The sequence below is a fragment of the Microcoleus sp. B9-D4 genome (genome assembly GCF_036705105.1).
In the GTDB taxonomy this organism is placed as follows: Bacteria; Cyanobacteriota; Cyanobacteriia; order Cyanobacteriales; family Microcoleaceae; genus Microcoleus.
This window is the reverse complement of record NZ_JAUBTS010000032.1, coordinates 1-20,602: the sequence shown is the minus strand read 5'-3', so window position 1 is coordinate 20,602 and position 20,602 is coordinate 1. Positions and strand designations below refer to the sequence as shown.

The window sequence follows — 20,602 nt, the reverse complement described above, 5'->3', positions numbered from 1 at the left end:
ATAGTTAAGGCTGTTGTGTTTGATACACAAATAAATTTATATTTGTACTTTACACTAATTCAGTCACCGGGAAAGCAAAATGTCCAAAAAACTCGTACTAATGGATCACGACGGTGCAGTTGACGACTATCTCTCAGTCGTGTTGCTGATGACAATGGAGGAAGTCGAAACTCTGGGAGTAATTGTAACTCCTGCGGACTGCTACATTCAACCGGCGGTGAGTGCAACGCGCAAAATCCTTGATTTGATGGGGCGTTCAGAAGTTCCGGTGGCGGCGAGTACCGTGCGGGGACTGAATCCATTTCCGGTGTTATTTAGGCGAGATTCCTTTGCAGTCGATCGACTTCCCATTCTAAATGAAAAAGGAACCATTAACACGCCGTTAATATCAGAACCCGGACAAAACTTTATGGTGCGAGTTTTGCAAGATGCAGCCGTACCAGTCACATTAATGGTAACGGGGCCGTTAACAACAGTAGCACAAGCTTTAGATATCGCGCCCGAAATTGAAAGCAAAATTCAAGAAATTGTCTGGATGGGAGGCGCCCTCAATGTTATCGGCAACGTTAGCAAAGATATGGAACCCGGACAAGATATGTCGGCGGAATGGAATGCTTACTGGGACCCGATAGCAATCGAGAGAATTTGGCAAACCCAAATTCCCGTTGTCATGTGTCCTTTAGACATCACCAATAACGTACCGCTGACTGTAGAATTTTCCAATCTCTTAGCAAAACAGCGCAAATATCCAATTTCCGACTTAGCAGGACAGTGTTATGCCCTAGCAATATCTCAAGATTACTATTTCTGGGACATTTTAGCAACCGCTTATTTAGCGCATCCCGAATTTTACCAACTGCGAGAATGGGAAACAGAAATTATTACCGAAAGCCTCAGCCAAGGACGCACAAAAGTTAAAAATGGAGGGCGAAAAATTCAAGCAATGGATCAAGTAGACACCGCCAAATTTTACAACTACATATTACAACAGTGGGCGAGGTAAAAATCCCAATATCTGCTATAAGTGAGCAAAATCTCCGTACAAAACCCCCCTAACACAAATATTTACCTCCTCTTCTCTTCCTCTGCGCCCTCTGCGCCCTCTGCGGTAAAAAAAACTCCTCTCAAAAATGCTGCCAATTATATCAATCATCCCCTTAGCCCAAACCCCTCCCGCACCTCAAGAAATCGTCCAAATCCAAGAAGTGCGACCACTCCCCGGACAGTTAGACAACATACCAGTATTTAACAGCAACAGTCCCGAATTAGTGCTGCAAGAAGGAATTTTGCTTTCGACATTTTCCCCAGATGGGAAAAGATTTCCGGCGGCACATTTAAACTTTCCGTTTCAAGGACGTTTCGACATATTTGCCCATCACATAGCCCGCGCACCTTCGTCGGAAGATTTGCGAACATTGTATCAAGGAGTAATTGTTTACAATCCGGGCAATAAACCAGTAAAATTAGATATATTGCAAGCTGCGAGTTATCTCAGTCAACCCGATGCACCTTTTATTGAATTGCCGCCACAAGTCGATAATTCAAACAGTAATATTTACGCGGGGCCGGGAAGTCGCGCTGTGAATGATATTCTCAGAGGAAGGAGACAGTCTGACTTTGAGCCGCAGTTAATTATTCCACCGGGAAAAAGCCAACTATTGATGAATCATCCGATACCGGTGCGGGAATTGGTACCGCCGCTAAACGGTCGATCGACCTTGATGCGGTTGCGGAGCGATGGTATAGTGTATGTTGCCAGTCTGGCGATGTTTGCCCGAGTTGACGCAGAGGGAAACGGACAGGGAAACGAGCGATCGCCCAACTTAGCAGAATGGCAAAACTTATTAGACAATAGTAATATAGCCGGGCCGCGCGATCGAGCTCCCACACCACCAGAAATCACCGAAGGTCAACTAATTTACGGCCGAGTTGCCGGTGTAGCATTAGGTTCACAATGGCGAGCACTTCTCTCAGACAACCCCACCACATCAAACCTAGCAATTCCCCAACCCGGAACAGCATTTTCCTACCCATTAAGCAGCCTCCCGCGCGGAATGCTGGGCACAAATCAAGTGCAAAGTGCGAGAATGCTAGTCCGCTACCCAGATACAGCATACCGCGCCCACGGCAATTACGGAATTCAATACAGTCTCAGCTTGCCGCTGTACAATTCTACCAGCAACAATCAAACTGTAACTGTCGCCATTCAAACTCCAATTAAGACAGACAAATTAACTTCAGGAGGACTGAGTTTTTTAGAACCTCCGGCACCTCAAACTTTTTTTAGGGGAACTGTCAGAGTGCGGTATACTGATGACAATAAAGTGCCTCAAACTCGCTACGTGCATTTAGTGCAGCGGCGAGGACAGCAGGGGGAACCTTTGGTAAAATTAGAGATGAAATCGGGAGAAAAGCGGCTTGTAGAAGTGGATTTTATTTATCCGCCCGATGCGTCGCCGCCGCAAGTTTTGACAGTGAAAACCAATTAAATTTGAGCGGCAGGTACTGCTAGGCAGACGCCTACACATACAATAGGTAATTAAGCAGATTTGAGACGAGTTTGGCGTTGCGCGGACTTGGTTTGTGTCTAGTCGGTATCGACAAAAAAAGATGAACTTATCAAAAAAATTCTGGATAGTTGCTTGTTTTGTGTACGTTTTAATTCTTCTCAGTATTATGCTTTTAGCAGGTACGGGGAAATTAGTCAACTTTCCTCTCGCTCATCCGCCTTATGACAAACTCGGCCACTTTATTTTGTACGGAATAGCATCTTTTTTGTGCCATAGAGCAACTGGAAAAAAAAATATGAATTTGTTGAATTATTCAATTCCTTTCGGGCCCGCAATTTTTACTATGTTCACTGCTGCAGAAGAAATGCTGCAAGCGCTTTTACCAAATCGTACTGCTAGTATTGAAGATTTTTTATATAGTTTTTGCGGGATTGCAGTTTTTTATTGGATTGGAGAAGTTTGGGATAGAAAAAAAGGGCATTGATGATATAGAAGGCAGAAGGCAGAAGGCAGAAGGCAGAAGGCAGAAGGCAGAAGGCAGAAGGCAGTTTGTAGGGTGTGCAATGAGCATCGGTTGACGAGTGTCAGCAAATTTTTTTACTGGTGACTCTGCCCGCACGGGTCAAGAGATATGGGTAGCACAAACTGGAGCAACTGTCAATAGGCTGGCTGCTGCTGTCGCAGTTAAAAATAGATTTTTTTTGAACTTGTTTAAGATTAGCAATTAACCGAGATTTCCCATCTGGATAATGTGTTTGAGAGCGTTCAATCACTCTCTTCCAAAAAGGTTTGTACTCGACCATTTGGTCGCAAAACAACTCTAATTTTTGGGTTTTTTCCATGAGAAACTGCAGAAACAAACGGCTCGCCGGCTAATGGCATATTAATTTGCTCGATATAATCTGCTGCTGCTTTTCCCATCGGCATAATACTTTGAACAGACCCATTTTCATCGATCAGCACGCTGTATTCCAAAGTTTGTTCCATTCCTTCTGGAGGCTTCCAGCGTTCCTCAAAGTAAGTTCTAGCTTCTGAAACTTGAGGAACTGTATCAAATAAAGTGCGGTTTTTTTTGCTGGCAGCCACCTCGTTGTTATCCTCAGACTCCGCTGGCGGTTGAGTGTCCTCAAGGGCTGGGAGTTCGGTACTGGCGGGAGGGACAATCGGCTCGATGGGGCTGGGGAAGGTTTGGGGCGGGGGAACGGGAAATCGGGAAGCAGACAGGGAGGGCGGCAGGGGGGGAGGTACGGCGGGAGCTAGTCTGGGCGGTAGTGGGGGCAGCACGTAGGGTACTGGTGCGGGTGCTTGGGGGGCGGAAATCGAGGGTTCTTCGGGGGCGGGAATTGTGATTGTTTGCCCTTGAGGGAATGCTGGGGCGCTCTGTGGGGCGCTGGCTGTGCTGCCGTTGGCGGGAAATAGCAGGGGTGGCTGCTGGATAGGGCTGGGTCTGTTGCTGGCTGGAGTTGGGGCGAGGGCGAGGGGAGGTAAGCTGGGGCTGGGAGAGGCGGCGGTGTTGATGGGCGGGGGCGGCAGGGGCGGTAAAGCGGGTGTGGCTGCGGGTGTTGGTGCTGGGGGTGTCGGTAGGGCGGGAACTGGACTGGGGGAGATGCCGGCAGCTAACTGGGGGTTTGCTGGAGCGGTGCTCAATTGTGGATTGGCGGGGGCTGTGGCGGGGGCTGTGGCGGTTTGCGGGGAGGTGGCGGATCGATCGAGCATTTTGATAGTTCCTGTCGTCAGGCCCGCGCCCGCGACCAGCAATGCTGCCACCTTGAGCCAGGGTGAGGACAGCGGCCGTCGGGACTCGCGGTTGAGGTTGGGAAGCGCCATCACTTCGGCGGTGCAGTCATCTAGTGCTGTGGCCAAGTCAAACAGTTGCAGGGTGCTCAAGGGAACTACCGGCCCGGATTCTGCAGCGCTCAAAGAGCCTAAAAACAAGTTGTGGGCGAGCAAGCCGCGGGGTTCTAAGCGGGGGGGAACCGGAAGGTAGGAAGTTGGGAGAGAGTAGGGGTTGGAAGTTGCTAGTTCGGAAGTGTTGGCGGCTCGATCGAATATAACGTCATTACGCGCGGCTTCTGGCGAGTCTGAACCCGCAGGGATACGGCCGGTTTGAGAGTTGAGGTTGCTTTCCCAATCGCGGGATTCGCCGAGCAAGTTTTGGACGTAGTTGCTGACAGCTTCGTGGAGGGTTTCGAGTTGAATTCGATCGCCCCTGAGAGTAACGTGTTGGGTATCTGGCAGCCTGGGGTCGTCGAGCCGCAGCTCGAAACTCAAAGATTTAAACACCGGTTGGCCCGCCCAGCGAGATAGAGGCGAACTTTTGGCTGTGATTTCCAGCGTGCAAGTGGGGGGCGTGTACCGTTTGAGAACCATAGCAGAAAGTCTGTTGACTGTTGACTGTTGACTGTTGACTGTTGACCGTTGACTGTTGTTTAATTTTTAGCACGGTCTAGAAGAGCCAGCCAGAGGCGGCGGTGGCCGCCGGGACTGCTGTAAAACAGCAAATCGATCAGGAGTTTGAGGGCCAAATCTGTCAGTTCTCGGGCCGATAAATTTTCTGCATCTTCCATGCGGGAGCCATAAGTGTTGCTGAACCTGTCAATATAATCTCCCAGCAAAGCGACTGTGTGAGGTTCGCGGTTTTGCTCTGCCATTTGTTCCAGCAAAGCAACAGCGCGGCGGATTAAAGCTTGGTGCTGTTTTGCCAAATGACAGCTTATCAAAACGAGCGATCGAGCTTCCTCCACATCGAGTTTTTTGCGCCCTCCCTGGCCTTTCCGCAGCGGGTTAGATTGGCGCAGCCGCCACAAAGCTACCCGATCGGCTACCATTGGCTCTAAATTCAGTTCGGCTGCTACCTTGAGCATCGCCTCTGAGCCAATTTCTGCCAGTGCTTCTAGGGCTAACAGCACCAAATCCAGTTGGGCTTTAATGTTGTCCAACTGGGTAGGTTCTGGCGCTTTTTGGGTCAATTCTTCCCAGTTGGGAGATGGGCCCGTTTCGTTTTTGGGAGCGGAGGACTTTACGGTCGAGCGCATGGCTTCAGCACGGGAAATTAAGACTGGTTGAGGCAGGATATCAAACAGTATGCAGTGATTAAAGCTTTCCGGCTTGTGGGCAACAGCACATCTGTTAAGTTGTCTCCATAGCTCGTTGCTTTGATTCCGGCAATCCTAACTGCTGGACGGAGTTGCGGGTTAAAAGTTGCGGTTTCAAGTTCGATCGATCGCAATCCGCAAAACCCAGAAATTTTCACCCCTAACCATCCTACGCCGCAGAGTGACCGAAATCAAATCAGTGCTTTGAAACTATCGGGGCTTATATCGATATCGATCCTAGGGAGAGCGAGTGCTACTTATAGTCTGTCGCTACTTATAGTCTGTCAGATTATAGTTGTCAATGCTTCATCTGGCGCCATCTATGGATATTACGGAGCAATTTGGTAAAAAAGTTAGACATTTCCGAAAGCTCAGAAATCTTTCCCAAGATCAGCTTGCAGAACTATCTGAATTACATCGCACTTATATTGGTTCAGTTGAACGAGGTGAAAGGAATATAACGCTACTTAATGCCAGCAAAATAGCCAAGGCATTATCCGTTAGTCTAGCTGAACTGGTAACTGCTGATGACTGAAAGAAGACTAGAGCAAATTTTAGCAAGATACCAAAACTCATTTACCGAAAAAATTTATGCCGAAGAGAATGAAGAACACGATATTTTAATGGATGTGTTTGGTATTTCTCCAATAATAAAAAAAGAAAAGAGGCAATATTGGGGACGTGAGTTAGGTATGTGTTGGCAATTGTTAGTTACTGAAACGTGTAAAACATATTGCAGTAGCTTTCAGTCAGCATTTAAAGTTGGAAGCGATGAGCCGTGCGATCTGATTGTTGATGGGTACGCAATAGATACAAAATATCGTATTGGCTCAGGAGACTCTGGAACCCTGAAAAAGTTCAAATCTTATGGCCCACTACTTCGTACTTATAATTACGAACCCGTATTTTTGATTCTTAGAAAAGATAATTTACCCGCAGCTATTACAGCGTGCAAAGTAGGGACTTGGAAAGTTTACACAGGGGAGGATTCGTTTGAGTTCATAAAAACAATAAGCGGGTTTGATTTAAAGTCATTTCTTATTGAAAAAGTGGGAGAATTCCCTGTATACCGCTGAAACTATCAAGGCGCTTGTTAATAATCTCTATGTAGTCAGGTACTATTTCAATGCCAACATACCTAATGCCAAATTCTTGCGCCGCCAGCAATGTAGTTCCTGAGCCTGCGAAAGGATCGATTAGAATAGAATTTTCCAAACGCGGTACAAATATTTCGACCAGCTTTCTCATTAGAGCGATCGGTTTAACGGTGCAATGGACGTTAAACTCCTCGGTTTTCTCACGCTGTATACCTTCTAAAATATTTGACTGAAAACCACCAAACTGATCTTTAGTATAAAATAGACCAGTACCATACTCCTGTAGAGTTTCTAAGTAATTATTGACCAGTGGTTTTTGAAGTACGCAGATTGCTTCCCATTCATTCCTCAGACAACTGTGCCAACCATCCCATTTTTCAGAATTTTCATATCCTTTCTTCTCTAACTGTTGTTTGATATTGACACCTTTAGGGATACCACTCGCTCTTTTATAAACAAGAATATCTCTCGCATAGAAACCAGCACTTTCAAGTGCTACTTGTACGTGAGCAACCGTTCGTGTGCTGTTGAAAACTAAAACTGTCGCACCCGGTTTGCAAATCCGAAAAAGCTGCTCACCCCACTCGAAGCACCACTTTTCATAATCCAGAGTGTTGTTACGATTCCTTTGATACCATTTTTCGTTTCTGACTCCACCTGCTAAACCACTGCCATAGGGAATGTTTTTAACAAGGGTTTTATTTCCCTTGCCATTGACTCTTTCAAGACGCCTTTGAATTTCTGAGTCATCCCATTTATGACCAATAAATTCATAATTATAAGGTGGATCAGTGATACACGCTGAAATATAATTTTCTGGCAAGGTCTTCATCACTTCACGACAGTCGCCAACCAAAACTTCATTTGAGGGAGTTTTTTTCATTAGTCAGGCAGTTAATAAAGTGGTAAATCAACTCTTAATTATGCCAGATTTGCAGTATAGTATCCATTCCGGTTGCATCAGTATAATATGTTAGTTGCGACTTGTTTTGCGGCAGACAACTATATAATTACAAGTCAACCGGAAATGCGTAAATCCTAACTATTTCAAATAAACCACCGTCACACCTGCACCTCCTTCTTTTTGACTAGCCAACTCAAAGCGGGAAACCTGCGGGTGATTCGCGAGGAACTCGTGAACCCCGCGCCGCAACTGTCCCGTACCTTTGCCGTGAATTATCCACAGCACTCCGTATTCCACGGCCTTGGAAAGAGCTCTGTCTATTTCGATTTCCGCGTCGGAGACTCTCGCACCCCGTAAGTCGATCGAATTATTAGCAGTGCGAATAGCAATTTCGGGATTGGGTTTTGCAGGTTCCGCCGCTGCTTGCTTAGCTTTAGCGGTAGCGAGTGCTTGTGCTTGGGCGGCCGCCTTGGCTAATTGAGCTTTAGTTTCCGGTTTTTGACCGTCGAGGGATTCAATTTCTCCGAGTTTGACAGTCATTTTCATAATCCCAAACCGAACACTCAACTCTTCGTTAGCGTCGGGGCCGCTGAGCACTTCGGCGGTTTGGCCCAAGCTGGGAATGCGGATGCGATCGCCCACTTTCGGCATAAAACTCGGTTTGGGTTTAGCCGGTTGTTGTCGAGAGGGCAGGTGTTTTTCAGAAATTTGATTTAAGGTTTCTGTCGCTTGTTGGGCATTTTGAGCCGTCTGGTTGCCCGACTGCAAGCGACGAATGATTTGAGCAATTTCTGATTTTGCCGACCCTATCGCCTCATTTACTGCCACTTCCTGAGCTATTTTTAGTTCTCGCTCCCGCTCTTGCAAAGCGGCTGCTTTTTGAGAAACTTCCCTGTGCAGTTTTTCGGTTTGGTGTAGCAGTTGAGTTGCTTCTCTGGCCTTGGTTTCCTGTTTCCGGCGCTGTGCTTCGAGTCCAGCAATTACTTGATTGACATCTTGAGAGGCTCCCCCGACATAGGTTTGAGCTTCTTCGACTATGGATGCTAGCAAACCGAGTCTTTTGGCAATGGTGAGGGCGTTGGAACGTCCGGGAATTCCCCACAGCAAGCGATAGGTTGGCTGCATGGAATTGTCGTCAAATTCTACTGAGGCATTTTCAAAGCGGGAGTCTTGATATTTGAGGGCTTTGAGTTCGCCAAAGTGGGTAGTTGCAACTGTTAATAGGGAATGTTGGGCGAGGTATTGCAACAGGGCGATCGCCAATGCACTGCCTTCTGAGGGGTCTGTCCCCGCTCCTACTTCGTCTAACAAAACTAAAGATTTGGGAATTGGTAATTGGGAATCGGGAATTGGGATTTGGGGTTGGGAAATTTGTAATTTAGGTTTGAGGATTGGGAGAGCAGAAGCAGAAACAGTGTTCTGTGTATCTGTGACTTGTTCGTCTTGCTGTTGGGGATTAGTAATTGGAAGCTTTGAATTTTCTTTCCCTTCAGCCTGCGATTTATTGTCGTCTAAAACTTCTAAAATGCGGCTGATGCGGCGGATATGGCCAGAGAAAGTAGACAAACTTTGCTGCAAAGATTGTTCGTCGCCAATATCGGCCAAAATATTGTCGAACCAAGGCAATTCTACGGGTTCGCGGGCGGCAACAAACATTCCTGCTTTCGCCATTAAAGCTGCCAATCCCAACGTTTTGAGGGTGACTGTTTTGCCGCCAGTGTTGGGGCCGGTGATGGCGACGACGCGGATGTGCGGCCCGATCGTTAAATCCACCGGCACGACTGCAAAGCCTTGCTCGTATTGCTGCTGCCAAACTAATAAAGGATGGCGCAACTGGCGGAGAGTAATTTGCGATCGCAGGTTGCGAATTAATAATTGACTGTTTTCTGAGTTTTCCTCATCTTCTTTTTCCTCATCTTCTTTTTCGGGATTTTTTGGTGCTAATTCTGGCTCTCCCAATTCGATAAATTTCGGCGGATTTGCTTGCAACCAAAAACTATAACGCGCTTTAGCGGCCGCTAAATCTAAAGTGGTAACTACCACCACCAATCTGTCTAAATCTGGTTTTACTGCTGCGACTTGCTCTGTGAGGGCGCGGCGGACTGCTTCTTCTTCGGCTTGTTCTTGCCTGAGCAACTGCCGCATTTGGTTGTTAAGATTGACTGTGCTGTGGGGTTCAACGTACAGTGTCGCGCCACTGGCCGAGGAGTCATGAACGATGCCCGGTATGGCATCTTTTTGGGGAGCTTTAACGGGAATGACAAAGCGTCCGCTTCTTTGGGTAATTAGTTGTTCTTGTACGGCGTTGGATTGGCGCTGCAAAATCCCCTGCAATATTTGATAAATGCGATCGCGCAACTGTCGCATTTGAACTCTAATTCCTGCTAATTTAGGAGTGGCTCTGTCTGCTACTTGAGCGCGATCGTCTATACAGCGATGGATTTCTTGCTCTAGTTCGGGATAAGTCCGCAATTGGGCTGCCAGTTCTTTGAGCGCCGGCACATCTGGCTGAGAGTCAATTATCCGGCGCAATTGCCTTGCTCCGGCGAGGGTAGTAGCAATTGCCAGCAATTCTTCGCCGCTGAGCAAACCTTGGAGTTCGGCTCGCTGCAGAGAAGTGCCAATGTCTTGGATTCCTTCAAAACTCAAAGCACCGCCAGCGCGGCTCTCTAACTGATAAGCTTCCTGAGTTTGGGCGAGGAGTTCTGCTGTTTGAGCTTGAGTGGGCGGGATTTCGAGGTCGAGGGCGGCGGCGACGCCGAGTTTGGTGGCAGCGAAGGTAGCCAAGTGCTGACACAGGCGCGGCCATTCTAATAGTTCTAGTGTTTCGGCTTGAATCAAAGTTGAGGTGGTGTTGGTAATTGGCATTCCCAGGCGCTGACCGAGAAGGTGAATTTAACGATACTATTAATTGATTTTAAAGTTTTTTATTGTTTCCTGGGGCAATTTGAGAAAGTATCTGCGATCGCCCTCAGCAGTCTTTCGACCGCAAGCTCTGATGTAACATTAATTACGAAGGAGAAAATTTGCATTTTTGCATTACCCGTCTAAAATTATACCTTCTCGTGATACCAGTCCCCAAAAAATATGCAACTTTAGGCAAGCTCCCACCTATTATACAGTAAGTCAATCGATTTTAGATTTTAGATTTTAGATTTTAGATTAAAGAATTGAAGCATTGACTTGCGCGAGATAAATACGGGGGGCAAGTTTCTCGGATACACGTTTTTAATTTCTCCACGGATGAATCACGTGGCGGGTATCCTGGATGTTTTCGGTCATTACCAATTTTTTACTCTAAAATATAAAATCTAAAAGGGTATGGGCTATTTTTGGTTTTGAGGGAGCGGGTATGGGCTGTTTTTTGATGTAATTGAACTATTTTGGAATTTTAAATCTGTCAGCGCAATTCTGGCGGTTGTATCCTAAAAAGTAATTTGTGGAGATGATAGAAGTATGGCAAAGATTCTGGCGATCGTCGCGGATACTGTGACTTTTCAAGTTGTGAAAGAGTTACTCAGCCAAGAGGGACATCAGGTGAGAGTCGTTCCCGACGACAAGGAGGGTTTAGACTTGGCGAAGGAATTGTCCCCCGATGCGATAATTTGCGACGGGACTTCGCCTCAAATCAACTTTTTGGAGGTGTGCCGGCTGGTGAAAGCCGAGCGAGAATTGGCGGCAGCCTATTTTATTCTGCTGACAACACCGGAGCAATTTGATGAAGTTCAAGCATTGGATGCGCCCTTTGACGATTTTCTGTTTAAACCGATAGTTAAGCAGGAATTATTGGCGCGGGTGCGCGCGTCTAAGCGATCGCACGAGTTGAGGGCGCGGTTGGAGTTAACCCAGCAAGAATTGGATCTGTCGCGCGATCGAATGCTGCAAAATGAAAAAATGTCTAGTTTGGGCGAATTGGTGTCTGGGATAGCCCACGAAATTAACAACCCCATTACTTTTATTTACAGCAATCTAACTCACGTCCAAAGCTACGCAGCCGATTTAATTGAACTGCTGCGATTGTATCAAAAAGAGCTAGTCAATCCCGGAGCGGAAATTCTGCAAAAGCAGCAAGATATGGATGTGGAATTCGTACTCGACGATTTATTAAAAATTGTGAGTTCCATGCGTACCGGCAGCGATCGCATCCGCCAAATAATTTTGTCGCTACAGGATTTTTCCCGCAGCGATCGATCGGGCTGGCAGTTATTTGATGTTTCCGACGGTTTAGAAAATACTCTGTTGTTGTTGCAGCACCGCTTGCCGGCTCGCGAGGGAAGGCGAGACATCAAGGTGATGAAACAATTCGGCAATTTGCCACAGATTGAGTGTTATGCAGGGCTGCTCAATCAAGCTTTTCTGAATATCATCAATCACGCGATCAATGCTTTGGAAGAGTCGGCTCAAGATTTAGAGGAATTGGAATCCATCAAATTTAAGCCTGTGATTTTGATTACCACTCAGGTGGTCGATGCTCAGCGAATTTCGATTGAGATTGCTGATAACGACATCGCACATAGCAAAGATATCACAGCCCAAATTTCCGAGCCATTTTTGGGAGCAAAACCTGCGGAACCACCCATATCATCGGGACTTGCTCTCAGCTATCGGATAATTGTAGAGCAGCACAAAGGAGAGTTTAAGTGTTTTTCCGAACCGGGTAAAGGCACTAAAATTCAGATAGAGATTCCGCTGCGTCACAGCTAATTAATGCTATTTACCCTTGGTGGGGGCGGGTTTTTGAAATGGTTGGTTTTAGCCGGAAATTCTTGTGAATCCGCCCCTACAATGACTGCACTTTTTTCAGGTAAAATTTTGTAGAGGGAATGGCAGAAGTTATCGAAAAGAGACTTGAGTTGATATTCCAGAGATTTGAAGGAGAGAGGAAGAGAATAGAAATATGAATAATTCCATCGAGAGGGGCAACCACGGGGGGTTGCCCCTACAAAACACGGTTATGTAGATGTTGTGTGTCTAGGAGTGAAATAACTAAAGGGAGACTTGCGCGCCTTGAGTATCGAGGGCGATCGCCCTTACCTCAGCCTTTACCCCAAATTCCATCCAAGCAGCCGCCATCGCTTTCTCAACCGCATCAGCATTAGTAACATCCGTTAAAGCCAAAAGCGTCGGCCCCGCACCGCTAATTACCATCCCACAAGCCCCTGCATTCAGGGCAGCTTGTTGCACCGCTTCATATCCCCGAATCAGAGATTGCCGGTAAGGTTGGTGAATTTTGTCTTGGAGGGCGCAGCGCAGCCAGTTTTCATTGCCAGTTTCCAAAGCCCGCACTAGCAAACCGAGGTGTGCAGCATTAAAAATCGCGTCAGCCTTGCTGTAATCTGCTGGCAAAACTTTGCGGGCTTCGGCTGTAGACAGTTCAAAATCTGGGATGGCTACCACGGGCACAATATTTGGATGCCAGGGAATATCGCAAATCTCCCAGGAACCGCTTGGTGTATTGCTAGCAGCGAGGCGACAACCTCCCAATAAAGCGGGGACAACGTTGTCGGGATGTCCTTCAAGTTCGATCGCCAATTGCATCACTTCCACCTGACTCAAAGGCTTTCCGGCTAATTCATTTGCACCGACTAACCCACCGATAATAGCTGTGGCGGAACTTCCTAAACCTCTAGCCAGCGGCACTTGCATATCTATATGTATCGCTACAGGCGGCGGCGATTGTTGGAGGCGATCGTATAACTTGACAAAGGCTAGATAAGCGAGATTGCTGTCATCTGTCTTGACTTTGGCGGCTTCTTTGCCTGTAACAGTAATTTTTAGTTTCTCGGTTGCTGAGGGTTCTAGTCGGGAGAATTGGAAGCGGTTGTAGAGGCTTAAAGCGGCGCCGATACAGTCAAAGCCGGGGCCTAGGTTGGCGGTTGTGGCGGGTACGGTGACGGTGACGGTGGAAGTTTCGGGCATTTTTTGAATAGTTAATTTGGAATGTTTAACCGCCGATGAATGCGGATGAACGCCGATCGCAGGTATTATACTATGTTTTCAAAAGCCATTTATTCTTGCAGCATTTGAAGATGCTTGATAGCATCTTGATAATCGTTGGTATTGCCATCTTTTTGATAGAGTTCGGCTGCTTTATGATAATCGGCGATCGCCCCCGGTTTGTCTTCTAAGAACTCGCGGACTCTGGCACGGTTGTAGTAGGCATCGCCGTAGTTGGGGTTGATTTCAATTGCGCGATCGAAATCTGCTTTAGCTGCTGGATAATCTTTGAGATGGCGGCCCTGGATGATGCCGCGTTTGTTGTAGGCTTTGGCGTAGTTGGGGTTGAGGCGGATGGCTTCGGTGTAATCGGCGATCGCCCCTTGAATGTCTCCTGCTTCTGATTTGGCTAAAGCGCTATTAAATAAGTCTTCAGCAGGATTTTGAACGATGAGTATTGGCGCTGACTCTGCTGGAATGGCAGGGGATATGCCACCCAAAACGGTAACAAATCCTAAAATGCCGATCGCCCGGTAAAAGTGTTTCATAAATCTAAGCAAAAATTCGAGCGATAGAGCAACTAAAACCAGGTAACAAAGGCGAGGTCAATTCATCAGCGTTCAACAGGGTAGCAATGAGCCTTAAACTTGCTTGTTCCCTGCGATAAACTTCTATTTGCTGCAACCGCCAATTCACAATCCAGTATTCCTGTACTCCTCGTACCGAATAGAGTCTGAGTTTCAAATCTCTATCCCGTCTTTCATTGTCTGCACCGAGGGACAATACTTCAACAACTAACTCAGGTGCGGCCGTTAAATGGCCAGCTTCGTCTAGCAAGATAGCCAAGCGTTCATTGCTGGCCCAAACTAGATCGGGAATAACGTTATCAGCATCCGTGAAAATGATACCCGGATTGATTCCTGCTTGTCCTAAATTAGTCTCTCGCGACCAAGTATTAAGTTCTTGGTAGAGGTTGCCTATAGCCTTTTGATGACCCCAATGCGGTGATCTAGTCACAAATAACTCTCCATCAATAATTTCGTAACGATCGCCGTTATCGGGCAATAGTTCTAAATCGGCGGTAGTCCAGCGTACTTTATCAGATATTGTCTGGTTCATACAAGCACTCTTGATAGGTGATAGAAACATTCTAAACGATCGAGCTTCTACACGATCCACAGCTTGAAACAATCGGGCTACACTGACTTTGGCTTTCTGCAGGCGAGATTCAAAATATTGAAACCCGCGTCCAGGCGGGTTTCGTTTTTGTAGAGGCGATTTCGCATCGCCGAATTGTCCGATCGCCCAATTTAAAATTATTGAAAATTTCAAATCGCGCGATTACTTCAAAATAGTTTTAGAAGCAATCCGAGTTTTCTTGCGATCGGCTTCACTCAATTGTTCACCAGACTGCAAACGAGTAGCAGAGGTTTGCAGCACAGTTGCGGCACTTTTATCGCCCATTTGTAGAGCAGTTTTAGCTGCAGTTTGCAGCATGGTGGCGGCACCGGCTCGATCGCCCTGTTGCAATCTAGTTTCTGCGAGTTGAGTTTGGCGGTATTTAGCCAAAGCTAAAATGTGCTGCTGCACCATCGGGTTAAGTGCCGGCTGATAAACTTTCAGGACATTAGCGGAAAGTGCAACAGGATCGGAAAGCAAACCTTGACCGACAGTCGGATCGTCGTAGCGAATTTGCAATTGCCCGATCGCTTGTGTACCTTCGGGCAACTGTCCAATATAAATATTAGCCAAAACTACTCGCTCTATATCCTTCATTAAATCTCCCAGGCGCACCATAAAACGATCGCCCTCTTGCTGTACCGGTAATTCGATCGTATCCGGGGCAACTTGGGCGATCGGTTTGAGTTCGGCTAACCGCACTTTTGGCATTAGGGAAAATAGCAAATAAGCATTAGTCAAACCTACACCTTGGACGCGACTAAATAGTTTACCAAACTCGTCAACCGCATCTTCAGGACGCTGAATGTGAGCCAGAGCACCGCCGCCAGCATCAGCAATCTTTTCCAAAATATCCTGGTTCCAGTTATCGCCAAATCCCAGAGAATTTAAAGTCATGTTGTAGTCGGCAGCCAATTTAGCCAACTTCAAACAGCGGCTGTCGTCGCCGTGTTCGTTTTCGCCGTCAGTCAGCAGAAACGCCTGAGATATCGCTTCTTTTTTGCCTTTGCCCAACTCTTCAATACCTAACTTAATGCCCTCATCAATTGCTGTGCCACCGGCCGATCGCAATTGCTCAATTTGCCGTTTAATGCTACTGGGGTCTCCCACAATTTGATTGGGGACGAGGACTTTGGCTTTGTGGTCGAAAGCCACCGCGCAAAAGCGATCCCCGGGCTTCAACCTGTCTAGCAACCGTCCGGCGGCTTGTTTGACGGTTTCCAAGGGGCGTCCGCCCATCGAACCGCTGTGGTCGAGAATCAGGCACAGGTTTAAGGGTACGCTGGAGTCGATCGAGCTTGCCATCGCAGACACTGAAATAGCTAGCTGGCGCTGCGTCGAGGGCGCTGCAGCGTCAAGGTTCGGGTCGTTTAAAACCGGGAGCAAACTAACTTTCATGCGGGATACCTAAAGATTGCGTTACTATTTCTTTAAGAATAGCTCCATCAGTTCAGGCAACATTTCGGTTATATGAACACACCAATTAAAGCTGTGCAATCGCCATACTACGGGGAAGGGAACTCTCGGACGCCACCTCCCGATTTGCCATCCCTGTTGCTGAAGGAGCGGATCGTTTATCTGGGGATGCCTCTGGTGCCTGCGGTAACAGAACTGATTATCGCTGAACTGTTGTTCTTGCAGTACGAAGACCCGGATAAGCCGATCAAAATCTACATCAACTCGACCGGCACTTCTGGTTACAGTGGCGAACCCGTCGGCTTTGAAACAGAAGCCTTCGCTATCTGCGATACGATCAGGTACATTAAGCCGCCTGTGCACACTATTTGCCTCGGTTCGGCAATGGGGATGTCTGCGATGCTGTTAGCGGCTGGTACAAAAGGCTTTCGGGCGAGTTTGCCCCACGCTTCGATTGTGTTGCACCAACCCAAGGCTTACACGCGGGGTCAAGCCAGCGACATTCAAATTCGGGCTAAGGAAGTGCTGGCAAATAAAGCGACGATGCTTGAGATTTTTGCAAGCTGTACTGGCCAACCGATCGAAAAGATTACTAAAGATATGGATCGGTTGCTGTACATGACGCCCCATGAAGCTAAAGAATACGGTTTGATCGATCGCGTTCTTGAAAGTTCGGAAGAATTGCCGAAACCGCTGCCTGCAGGAGTCATCTAATTCGGTTAGGGGGTATTAGTTATTAGTTATTAGTTATTGGTTATGGTTTATTGGTCATTATAACCACAAACTAAAAAACCGGAAATAACAAGTAACAAATAACTAATAAACCATAACCAATTGCCCACCAATTACCAACTAAACGGAGTTCCGAATTATGCCTATAGGTGTGCCAAAAGTTCCCTACAAAATGCCGGGTGGTTATGATACTCAGTGGATTAATATCTACGATCGCCTGTACCGGGAACGAATTATTTTCTTGGGCAGGGACATTGACGATGAAATTGCCAATCAAATCATCGCTGTGATGCTCTATCTTGATTCGGAAGATTCAGGTAAGGATATTATTTTGTACATCAATTCCCCAGGCGGAATGGTGTCGGCAGGCATGGCTATTTTTGATACCATGCAGCACATTAAATCGGACGTGGTGACGATTTGTGTGGGCTTGGCTGCTTCGATGGGTTCTTTCCTGTTAGCTGCCGGTGCGAAGGGGAAACGCTTAGCTTTGCCTCACTCGCGCATCATGATTCACCAGCCTTCTGGGGGCACGCGGGGACAAGCAACGGATATTCAGATTGAGGCGAAAGAGATTCTGCGGCTGCGCCACGAACTCAATAATATCTATGCTAAGAATACTGGCAAGCCGATCGAGAAAATCGAGAAGGACATGGATCGCGACTATTTCATGTCCGCTGAGGAAGCCAGAGAATACGGCTTGATTGACAGAGTGATCGAAGATCGTCCGTAAGTTATTTTTGCGCGACCGTAGTGTGGGCAACCCTCGCACTACAACCTAGTTCGCAGTAAATTTTGGCAGAATCTTTACATTTAAGGATTCTGCCATATTTAATGGTACTATCAACGCTCATTCATGCTAGATGGATATTGCAGATTATTACCGACAGTTAGGACTGAGGTCTGGTGCGAGTTTATCGCAAGTTAAGACCTCTTATCGGCAGTTAGCGAGACAGTATCACCCCGATGTGAATCCGGGAAACGAACAGGCTAAAAATAAGTTTATTGCTATTACTGAGGCTTATAAGTTCCTGCTGAAAATTGCCCCCCCCGATGTTGCGGAGTCGAAAGTTGCCAATACCACTGTGGCGCCTAGTTCGACACCGCCGGATCGGGGGGTGAAAGCTCAACCGCAGGCAGTTAAGGTGACTCGAAAAGAGGCTGCGGTTCAATCTCATGCGGATCTGTCGGCGGTAGAACAAAAGTTAAAGCAAGATGCTTATTTTGAGTTGCAGCAGTTGCTGAAATATCAGAGGTTCCCGCGGGCGATCGCCTTGATTGAGGGTTTGGCCCAACGGGTTCCCGAAGATTTGGAGGTGCGTCAGTGGCAGGCGATCGCCTATCAGCGCTGGGGACGGCATTTAATCGGAGAAAAGCAGGTTGATAAGGCGAGAATTTATTTGAAAAAGGCTGTGAAAACTGACCCTCACAATCGGGCTTTGTGGGCGGAAGTTGAGCGGGATTTTCGCAGGTTGGAACAGATTTATTGAAGCGATGTTGCGTCCCCCTTTTGCAGGGGGTCTGCGTCGTGAATTTTTAATTTTTCTAAAATAACTTGGGTATTTTCAGGTCGGTTTTCCGGTAGGGGTTCCATCAATTCGTCTATCGAGTCTAGGAGTAACGGGTCAATATCTACAGCCTGGTTCCTCCAATTAATTTTACCAGTTTTTTCATTAACGGGAAAGTCGATCGGCTCTAGGCCTGTTAATAAATGTACAAAAGTACGCCCTAGGGCAAAAAAGTCCGATCGCACGCCTGCTTTACCGAGAATTTGTTCCGGTGCAGCGTATCCAGCAGAACCTATGGGTGCGGTCTCTATCTCTGCTTCTGTGGCGGCGCCGAAGTCAATTAATCTCAATTTTCCATTGGCTTCAACCATCAGGTTGGATGGCTTAATATCCCGATGCACTACATGATATTTGTGGATTTCCTGCAAAATATTGGTCATTTGTTGCAGCCAATCAAGAGCTAGTTTTTGAGAAACGTACTGTTTTTTAGTTAATAATTCTGCCAAGTTTTCTCCGCTAATTTTTTCCATCACCAAACATGACAATTTCTGGAAGTTATGAGGGAGTTTAATTTGGAAATAACCGTCTGGTTCGACTTGGGGAACTGAGCCCTTTCCGGCCAGCCAAATCAAAACTCGCGCTTCTTGCTTGAACAAGCGAACTAAATCGGGGTTGTGGGCGTGTTTCAAGACTTTTAAAATTTTGACAGTGCCCCATTCGTTTTCCCCGGTTCCCAAATCTTCAACTTCAAAGATGTTTGTGGGGCGTGCGGGATTGGGCGATCGCACTGGTTTAAGGATACGATAGCGATCGCCAATTAACAAATCCGTGCCACAAGCCTGACAATTTTGAGCAGCAGCAGGATTTTCGCGTTGTTCGCATTGAGGATTGATGCAGTAAATCATACCATTTTAGATTTTAGATTTTAGATTTTAGATTGGCAATGACTGACGCTGTATCGGTTTAGAGCTTGCTTTTGCATTCTTTTTTGGGAAGTCGGATCACTTTGATTGATAAATTAGCATAAAACCATATTCGATTTGTGCAACCTTACTGTTTTCAATACTTTCAGCCTTTAACTACCTTATTTCTATCAGCACTCTAGCAAAGCAGCCATTTTAAGGGGTTTTTGAGCCCGTGTCACTGCCTGTTCACTTGCCCCAGTGTCCCTTATCCGATAGTCACTTACAAGCGAACTCTTCTATCAATCTTCTAGCGACACCACACCGTGTTTGCACTACCTTGCTTTTTTAGGAATAGCCGCCCGTAATAGGCGGCTACACTTTAGAATGCTTAACCCGATACCTTTTCGGTCAGAACCCGAAAAGTTAGAATCACAACCTGTGCATAGTGTGAGTGAAACGATCGAACTCCCGTGCCGGGGCGATCGCCCTGAGTCAAGGTAACAAGCCACCCAACATATCCAAAATCGCTTCTACATCCGCTAGGTCGCACTTGGACTTTTTGCGCTTAGCTTTCAATTGGTTGAGCAAGGTAGCAGCATCAGGTAATTCACTTGTGTCAGTCGATTCTCCGTTATCTAGTTGTCGAGCTAGAGTCAGCACCCGATCTGCTAGGGCGATCGGTACTCGGATGGTGCGGGTTTGCCCGTGTTTCCATTTACCCTCATAGTGCTTGAGGTTGGCTAAGCTAGCGTCATTAATATTTCTAGTCATTTCACTTGTGTCAGGTGATTTACTATTAACAGATTGACACGACTGCTTTAGTTCTGTAAAGTATTTAGTCACGTGACACAAGTGAAAAGCCGTAAAAAGTCAGGCTGTAGGGAGTCGACACCAGGGACTACCAGTTTTCGGGGAGATACATCAAATTCCCGGCAATGAACTCGATCTGCTGGCAGAAGGAAACCTCCTTGTCAAATTTCACCAGTAGACCCGTGCGATAGGAGCACGAACGAATTTCTGTGATAACCCCCCTTGCCCCGTGATATAGACTACCGACATTATTAACCACTACCCGGTCGCCAACTTCAAAAATGCGGGGACGATTTGTCACGGCCTGAGACGTGGGGGATTTCCCGCTAAGAGTTTGCTTGAAGAACCCCCTCAAGTGAAGCCCATCGGTACTCTCAATAAATTTCCTTATCTCTTCCATTTTTTCGGTATCGCCGATCGCTTTCGCTTCACGGTATTGTAAAACTTCATTGAGTTTATAAGCAATTATAAACAATAATGGTATTCTATTGTTGTGAGTGTTGAACAAG

At 46.9% G+C, this 20,602-nt stretch carries 21 protein-coding genes; 9 read left to right on the top strand and 12 right to left on the bottom strand.

Features of this window, described 5'->3' with window-relative positions:
- Positions 1-79 precede the first annotated feature (79 nt).
- From QUB24_RS19155 to QUB24_RS19145, 3 genes are all read left to right on the top strand, one after another.
- Positions 80-1,003, top strand: a complete 924-nt coding sequence (locus QUB24_RS19155; RefSeq protein WP_333154751.1) for a nucleoside hydrolase — start codon at positions 80-82, stop codon at positions 1,001-1,003.
- 127 nt (positions 1,004-1,130) lie between these two features.
- Positions 1,131-2,489: a DUF3370 domain-containing protein gene (locus tag QUB24_RS19150; RefSeq protein ID WP_333154750.1), complete on the top strand. Its 1,359-nt coding sequence runs from the start codon at positions 1,131-1,133 to the stop codon at positions 2,487-2,489.
- A gap of 121 nt (positions 2,490-2,610) precedes the next feature.
- Positions 2,611-2,994, top strand: coding sequence for a VanZ family protein (locus tag QUB24_RS19145; RefSeq protein WP_333154749.1), 384 nt, complete (start codon positions 2,611-2,613; stop codon positions 2,992-2,994).
- A gap of 281 nt (positions 2,995-3,275) precedes the next feature.
- On the opposite strand, the gene QUB24_RS19140 is transcribed toward QUB24_RS19145, so the two are convergent.
- The 3 genes from QUB24_RS19140 to QUB24_RS19130 are packed head-to-tail and all read right to left on the bottom strand — an operon-like array spanning position 3,276 to position 5,763.
- Positions 3,276-4,880 (bottom strand): DUF4335 domain-containing protein, encoded by a 1,605-nt coding sequence (locus tag QUB24_RS19140; protein WP_333154748.1) that lies wholly within the window; start codon positions 4,878-4,880, stop codon positions 3,276-3,278.
- Positions 4,881-4,939: 59 nt separating this feature from the next.
- The gene (locus QUB24_RS19135) at positions 4,940-5,545 is read right to left on the bottom strand and encodes a DUF3038 domain-containing protein (RefSeq protein WP_333154747.1); all 606 of its coding nucleotides are present in this window, start codon (positions 5,543-5,545) and stop codon (positions 4,940-4,942) included.
- A 17-nt stretch (positions 5,546-5,562) separates the two neighbouring features.
- Entirely contained in the window at positions 5,563-5,763 is a 201-nt protein-coding gene (locus QUB24_RS19130) for a hypothetical protein (RefSeq protein WP_333154746.1), read from the bottom strand.
- Positions 5,764-5,927: 164 nt separating this feature from the next.
- Between QUB24_RS19130 and QUB24_RS19125 the strand changes: the two genes are divergently transcribed.
- Both QUB24_RS19125 and QUB24_RS19120 read left to right on the top strand, forming a co-directional pair.
- Positions 5,928-6,140, top strand: coding sequence for a helix-turn-helix transcriptional regulator (locus QUB24_RS19125; RefSeq protein WP_333044298.1), 213 nt, complete (start codon positions 5,928-5,930; stop codon positions 6,138-6,140).
- Complete coding sequence (locus tag QUB24_RS19120; RefSeq protein ID WP_333154745.1) at positions 6,133-6,681, top strand: hypothetical protein; 549 nt, start codon at positions 6,133-6,135, stop codon at positions 6,679-6,681. The genes QUB24_RS19125 and QUB24_RS19120 overlap by 8 nt, the downstream gene beginning before the upstream one ends.
- Here QUB24_RS19120 and QUB24_RS19115 read toward each other — a convergent pair.
- On the bottom strand, positions 6,644-7,585 hold the full coding sequence (locus QUB24_RS19115; protein ID WP_333154744.1) for a site-specific DNA-methyltransferase: 942 nt from the start codon (positions 7,583-7,585) through the stop codon (positions 6,644-6,646). The genes QUB24_RS19120 and QUB24_RS19115 overlap by 38 nt on opposite strands.
- Before the next feature lie 159 nt (positions 7,586-7,744).
- The gene (locus QUB24_RS19110) at positions 7,745-10,447 is read right to left on the bottom strand and encodes an endonuclease MutS2 (protein WP_333154789.1); all 2,703 of its coding nucleotides are present in this window, start codon (positions 10,445-10,447) and stop codon (positions 7,745-7,747) included.
- A gap of 615 nt (positions 10,448-11,062) precedes the next feature.
- Here QUB24_RS19110 and QUB24_RS19105 point away from each other — a divergent pair.
- Entirely contained in the window at positions 11,063-12,310 is a 1,248-nt protein-coding gene (locus QUB24_RS19105; RefSeq protein ID WP_333154743.1) for a response regulator, read from the top strand.
- A 282-nt stretch (positions 12,311-12,592) separates the two neighbouring features.
- On the opposite strand, the gene thrB is transcribed toward QUB24_RS19105, so the two are convergent.
- From thrB to QUB24_RS19085, 4 genes are all read right to left on the bottom strand, one after another.
- Positions 12,593-13,525: a homoserine kinase gene (gene thrB / locus QUB24_RS19100; RefSeq protein ID WP_333154742.1), complete on the bottom strand. Its 933-nt coding sequence runs from the start codon at positions 13,523-13,525 to the stop codon at positions 12,593-12,595.
- Between the two features lie 89 nt (positions 13,526-13,614).
- Positions 13,615-14,091, bottom strand: a complete 477-nt coding sequence (locus QUB24_RS19095; RefSeq protein WP_333154741.1) for a tetratricopeptide repeat protein — start codon at positions 14,089-14,091, stop codon at positions 13,615-13,617.
- 4 nt (positions 14,092-14,095) lie between these two features.
- The gene (locus QUB24_RS19090) at positions 14,096-14,662 is read right to left on the bottom strand and encodes a Uma2 family endonuclease (RefSeq protein WP_333154788.1); all 567 of its coding nucleotides are present in this window, start codon (positions 14,660-14,662) and stop codon (positions 14,096-14,098) included.
- Positions 14,663-14,884: 222 nt separating this feature from the next.
- Complete coding sequence (locus tag QUB24_RS19085; protein ID WP_333154740.1) at positions 14,885-16,120, bottom strand: VWA domain-containing protein; 1,236 nt, start codon at positions 16,118-16,120, stop codon at positions 14,885-14,887.
- 72 nt (positions 16,121-16,192) lie between these two features.
- Here QUB24_RS19085 and QUB24_RS19080 point away from each other — a divergent pair, with 72 nt between their 5' ends.
- From QUB24_RS19080 to QUB24_RS19070, 3 genes are all read left to right on the top strand, one after another.
- A complete protein-coding gene (locus QUB24_RS19080) occupies positions 16,193-16,852 on the top strand; it encodes an ATP-dependent Clp protease proteolytic subunit (protein WP_242715759.1) in 660 nt (219 codons plus the stop codon).
- Between the two features lie 157 nt (positions 16,853-17,009).
- On the top strand, positions 17,010-17,603 hold the full coding sequence (locus tag QUB24_RS19075) for an ATP-dependent Clp protease proteolytic subunit (RefSeq protein ID WP_332983122.1): 594 nt from the start codon (positions 17,010-17,012) through the stop codon (positions 17,601-17,603).
- A gap of 130 nt (positions 17,604-17,733) precedes the next feature.
- Entirely contained in the window at positions 17,734-18,360 is a 627-nt protein-coding gene (locus QUB24_RS19070) for a DnaJ domain-containing protein (protein WP_333154739.1), read from the top strand.
- Here the strand turns inward: QUB24_RS19070 and QUB24_RS19065 are convergent.
- The 3 genes from QUB24_RS19065 to QUB24_RS19055 all read right to left on the bottom strand — a co-directional run.
- Entirely contained in the window at positions 18,354-19,283 is a 930-nt protein-coding gene (locus QUB24_RS19065; RefSeq protein ID WP_333154738.1) for a serine/threonine-protein kinase, read from the bottom strand. The genes QUB24_RS19070 and QUB24_RS19065 overlap by 7 nt on opposite strands.
- Before the next feature lie 492 nt (positions 19,284-19,775).
- Positions 19,776-20,054, bottom strand: a complete 279-nt coding sequence (locus QUB24_RS19060) for a hypothetical protein (RefSeq protein ID WP_333154737.1) — start codon at positions 20,052-20,054, stop codon at positions 19,776-19,778.
- 127 nt (positions 20,055-20,181) lie between these two features.
- Positions 20,182-20,602, bottom strand: a 421-nt coding sequence (locus QUB24_RS19055; protein ID WP_333154736.1) for a hypothetical protein, incomplete at its 5' end; no start/stop codon positions are given.

Coding starts and splice junctions, on each gene's coding strand:
- QUB24_RS19095 (WP_333154741.1), bottom strand. CDS start 14,091: ATGAAACACTTTTACCGGGCGATCGGCATTTTAGGATTTGTTACCGTT.
- QUB24_RS19075 (WP_332983122.1), top strand. CDS start 17,010: ATGCCTATAGGTGTGCCAAAAGTTCCCTACAAAATGCCGGGTGGTTAT.
- QUB24_RS19070 (WP_333154739.1), top strand. CDS start 17,734: ATGGATATTGCAGATTATTACCGACAGTTAGGACTGAGGTCTGGTGCG.
- thrB (WP_333154742.1), bottom strand. CDS start 13,525: ATGCCCGAAACTTCCACCGTCACCGTCACCGTACCCGCCACAACCGCC.
- QUB24_RS19125 (WP_333044298.1), top strand. CDS start 5,928: ATGGATATTACGGAGCAATTTGGTAAAAAAGTTAGACATTTCCGAAAG.
- QUB24_RS19090 (WP_333154788.1), bottom strand. CDS start 14,662: ATGAACCAGACAATATCTGATAAAGTACGCTGGACTACCGCCGATTTA.
- QUB24_RS19145 (WP_333154749.1), top strand. CDS start 2,611: ATGAACTTATCAAAAAAATTCTGGATAGTTGCTTGTTTTGTGTACGTT.
- QUB24_RS19135 (WP_333154747.1), bottom strand. CDS start 5,545: ATGCGCTCGACCGTAAAGTCCTCCGCTCCCAAAAACGAAACGGGCCCA.
- QUB24_RS19105 (WP_333154743.1), top strand. CDS start 11,063: ATGGCAAAGATTCTGGCGATCGTCGCGGATACTGTGACTTTTCAAGTT.
- QUB24_RS19065 (WP_333154738.1), bottom strand. CDS start 19,283: ATGATTTACTGCATCAATCCTCAATGCGAACAACGCGAAAATCCTGCT.
- QUB24_RS19155 (WP_333154751.1), top strand. CDS start 80: ATGTCCAAAAAACTCGTACTAATGGATCACGACGGTGCAGTTGACGAC.
- QUB24_RS19060 (WP_333154737.1), bottom strand. CDS start 20,054: ATGACTAGAAATATTAATGACGCTAGCTTAGCCAACCTCAAGCACTAT.
- QUB24_RS19120 (WP_333154745.1), top strand. CDS start 6,133: ATGACTGAAAGAAGACTAGAGCAAATTTTAGCAAGATACCAAAACTCA.
- QUB24_RS19150 (WP_333154750.1), top strand. CDS start 1,131: ATGCTGCCAATTATATCAATCATCCCCTTAGCCCAAACCCCTCCCGCA.
- QUB24_RS19140 (WP_333154748.1), bottom strand. CDS start 4,880: ATGGTTCTCAAACGGTACACGCCCCCCACTTGCACGCTGGAAATCACA.
- QUB24_RS19080 (WP_242715759.1), top strand. CDS start 16,193: ATGAACACACCAATTAAAGCTGTGCAATCGCCATACTACGGGGAAGGG.
- QUB24_RS19115 (WP_333154744.1), bottom strand. CDS start 7,585: ATGAAAAAAACTCCCTCAAATGAAGTTTTGGTTGGCGACTGTCGTGAA.
- QUB24_RS19085 (WP_333154740.1), bottom strand. CDS start 16,120: ATGAAAGTTAGTTTGCTCCCGGTTTTAAACGACCCGAACCTTGACGCT.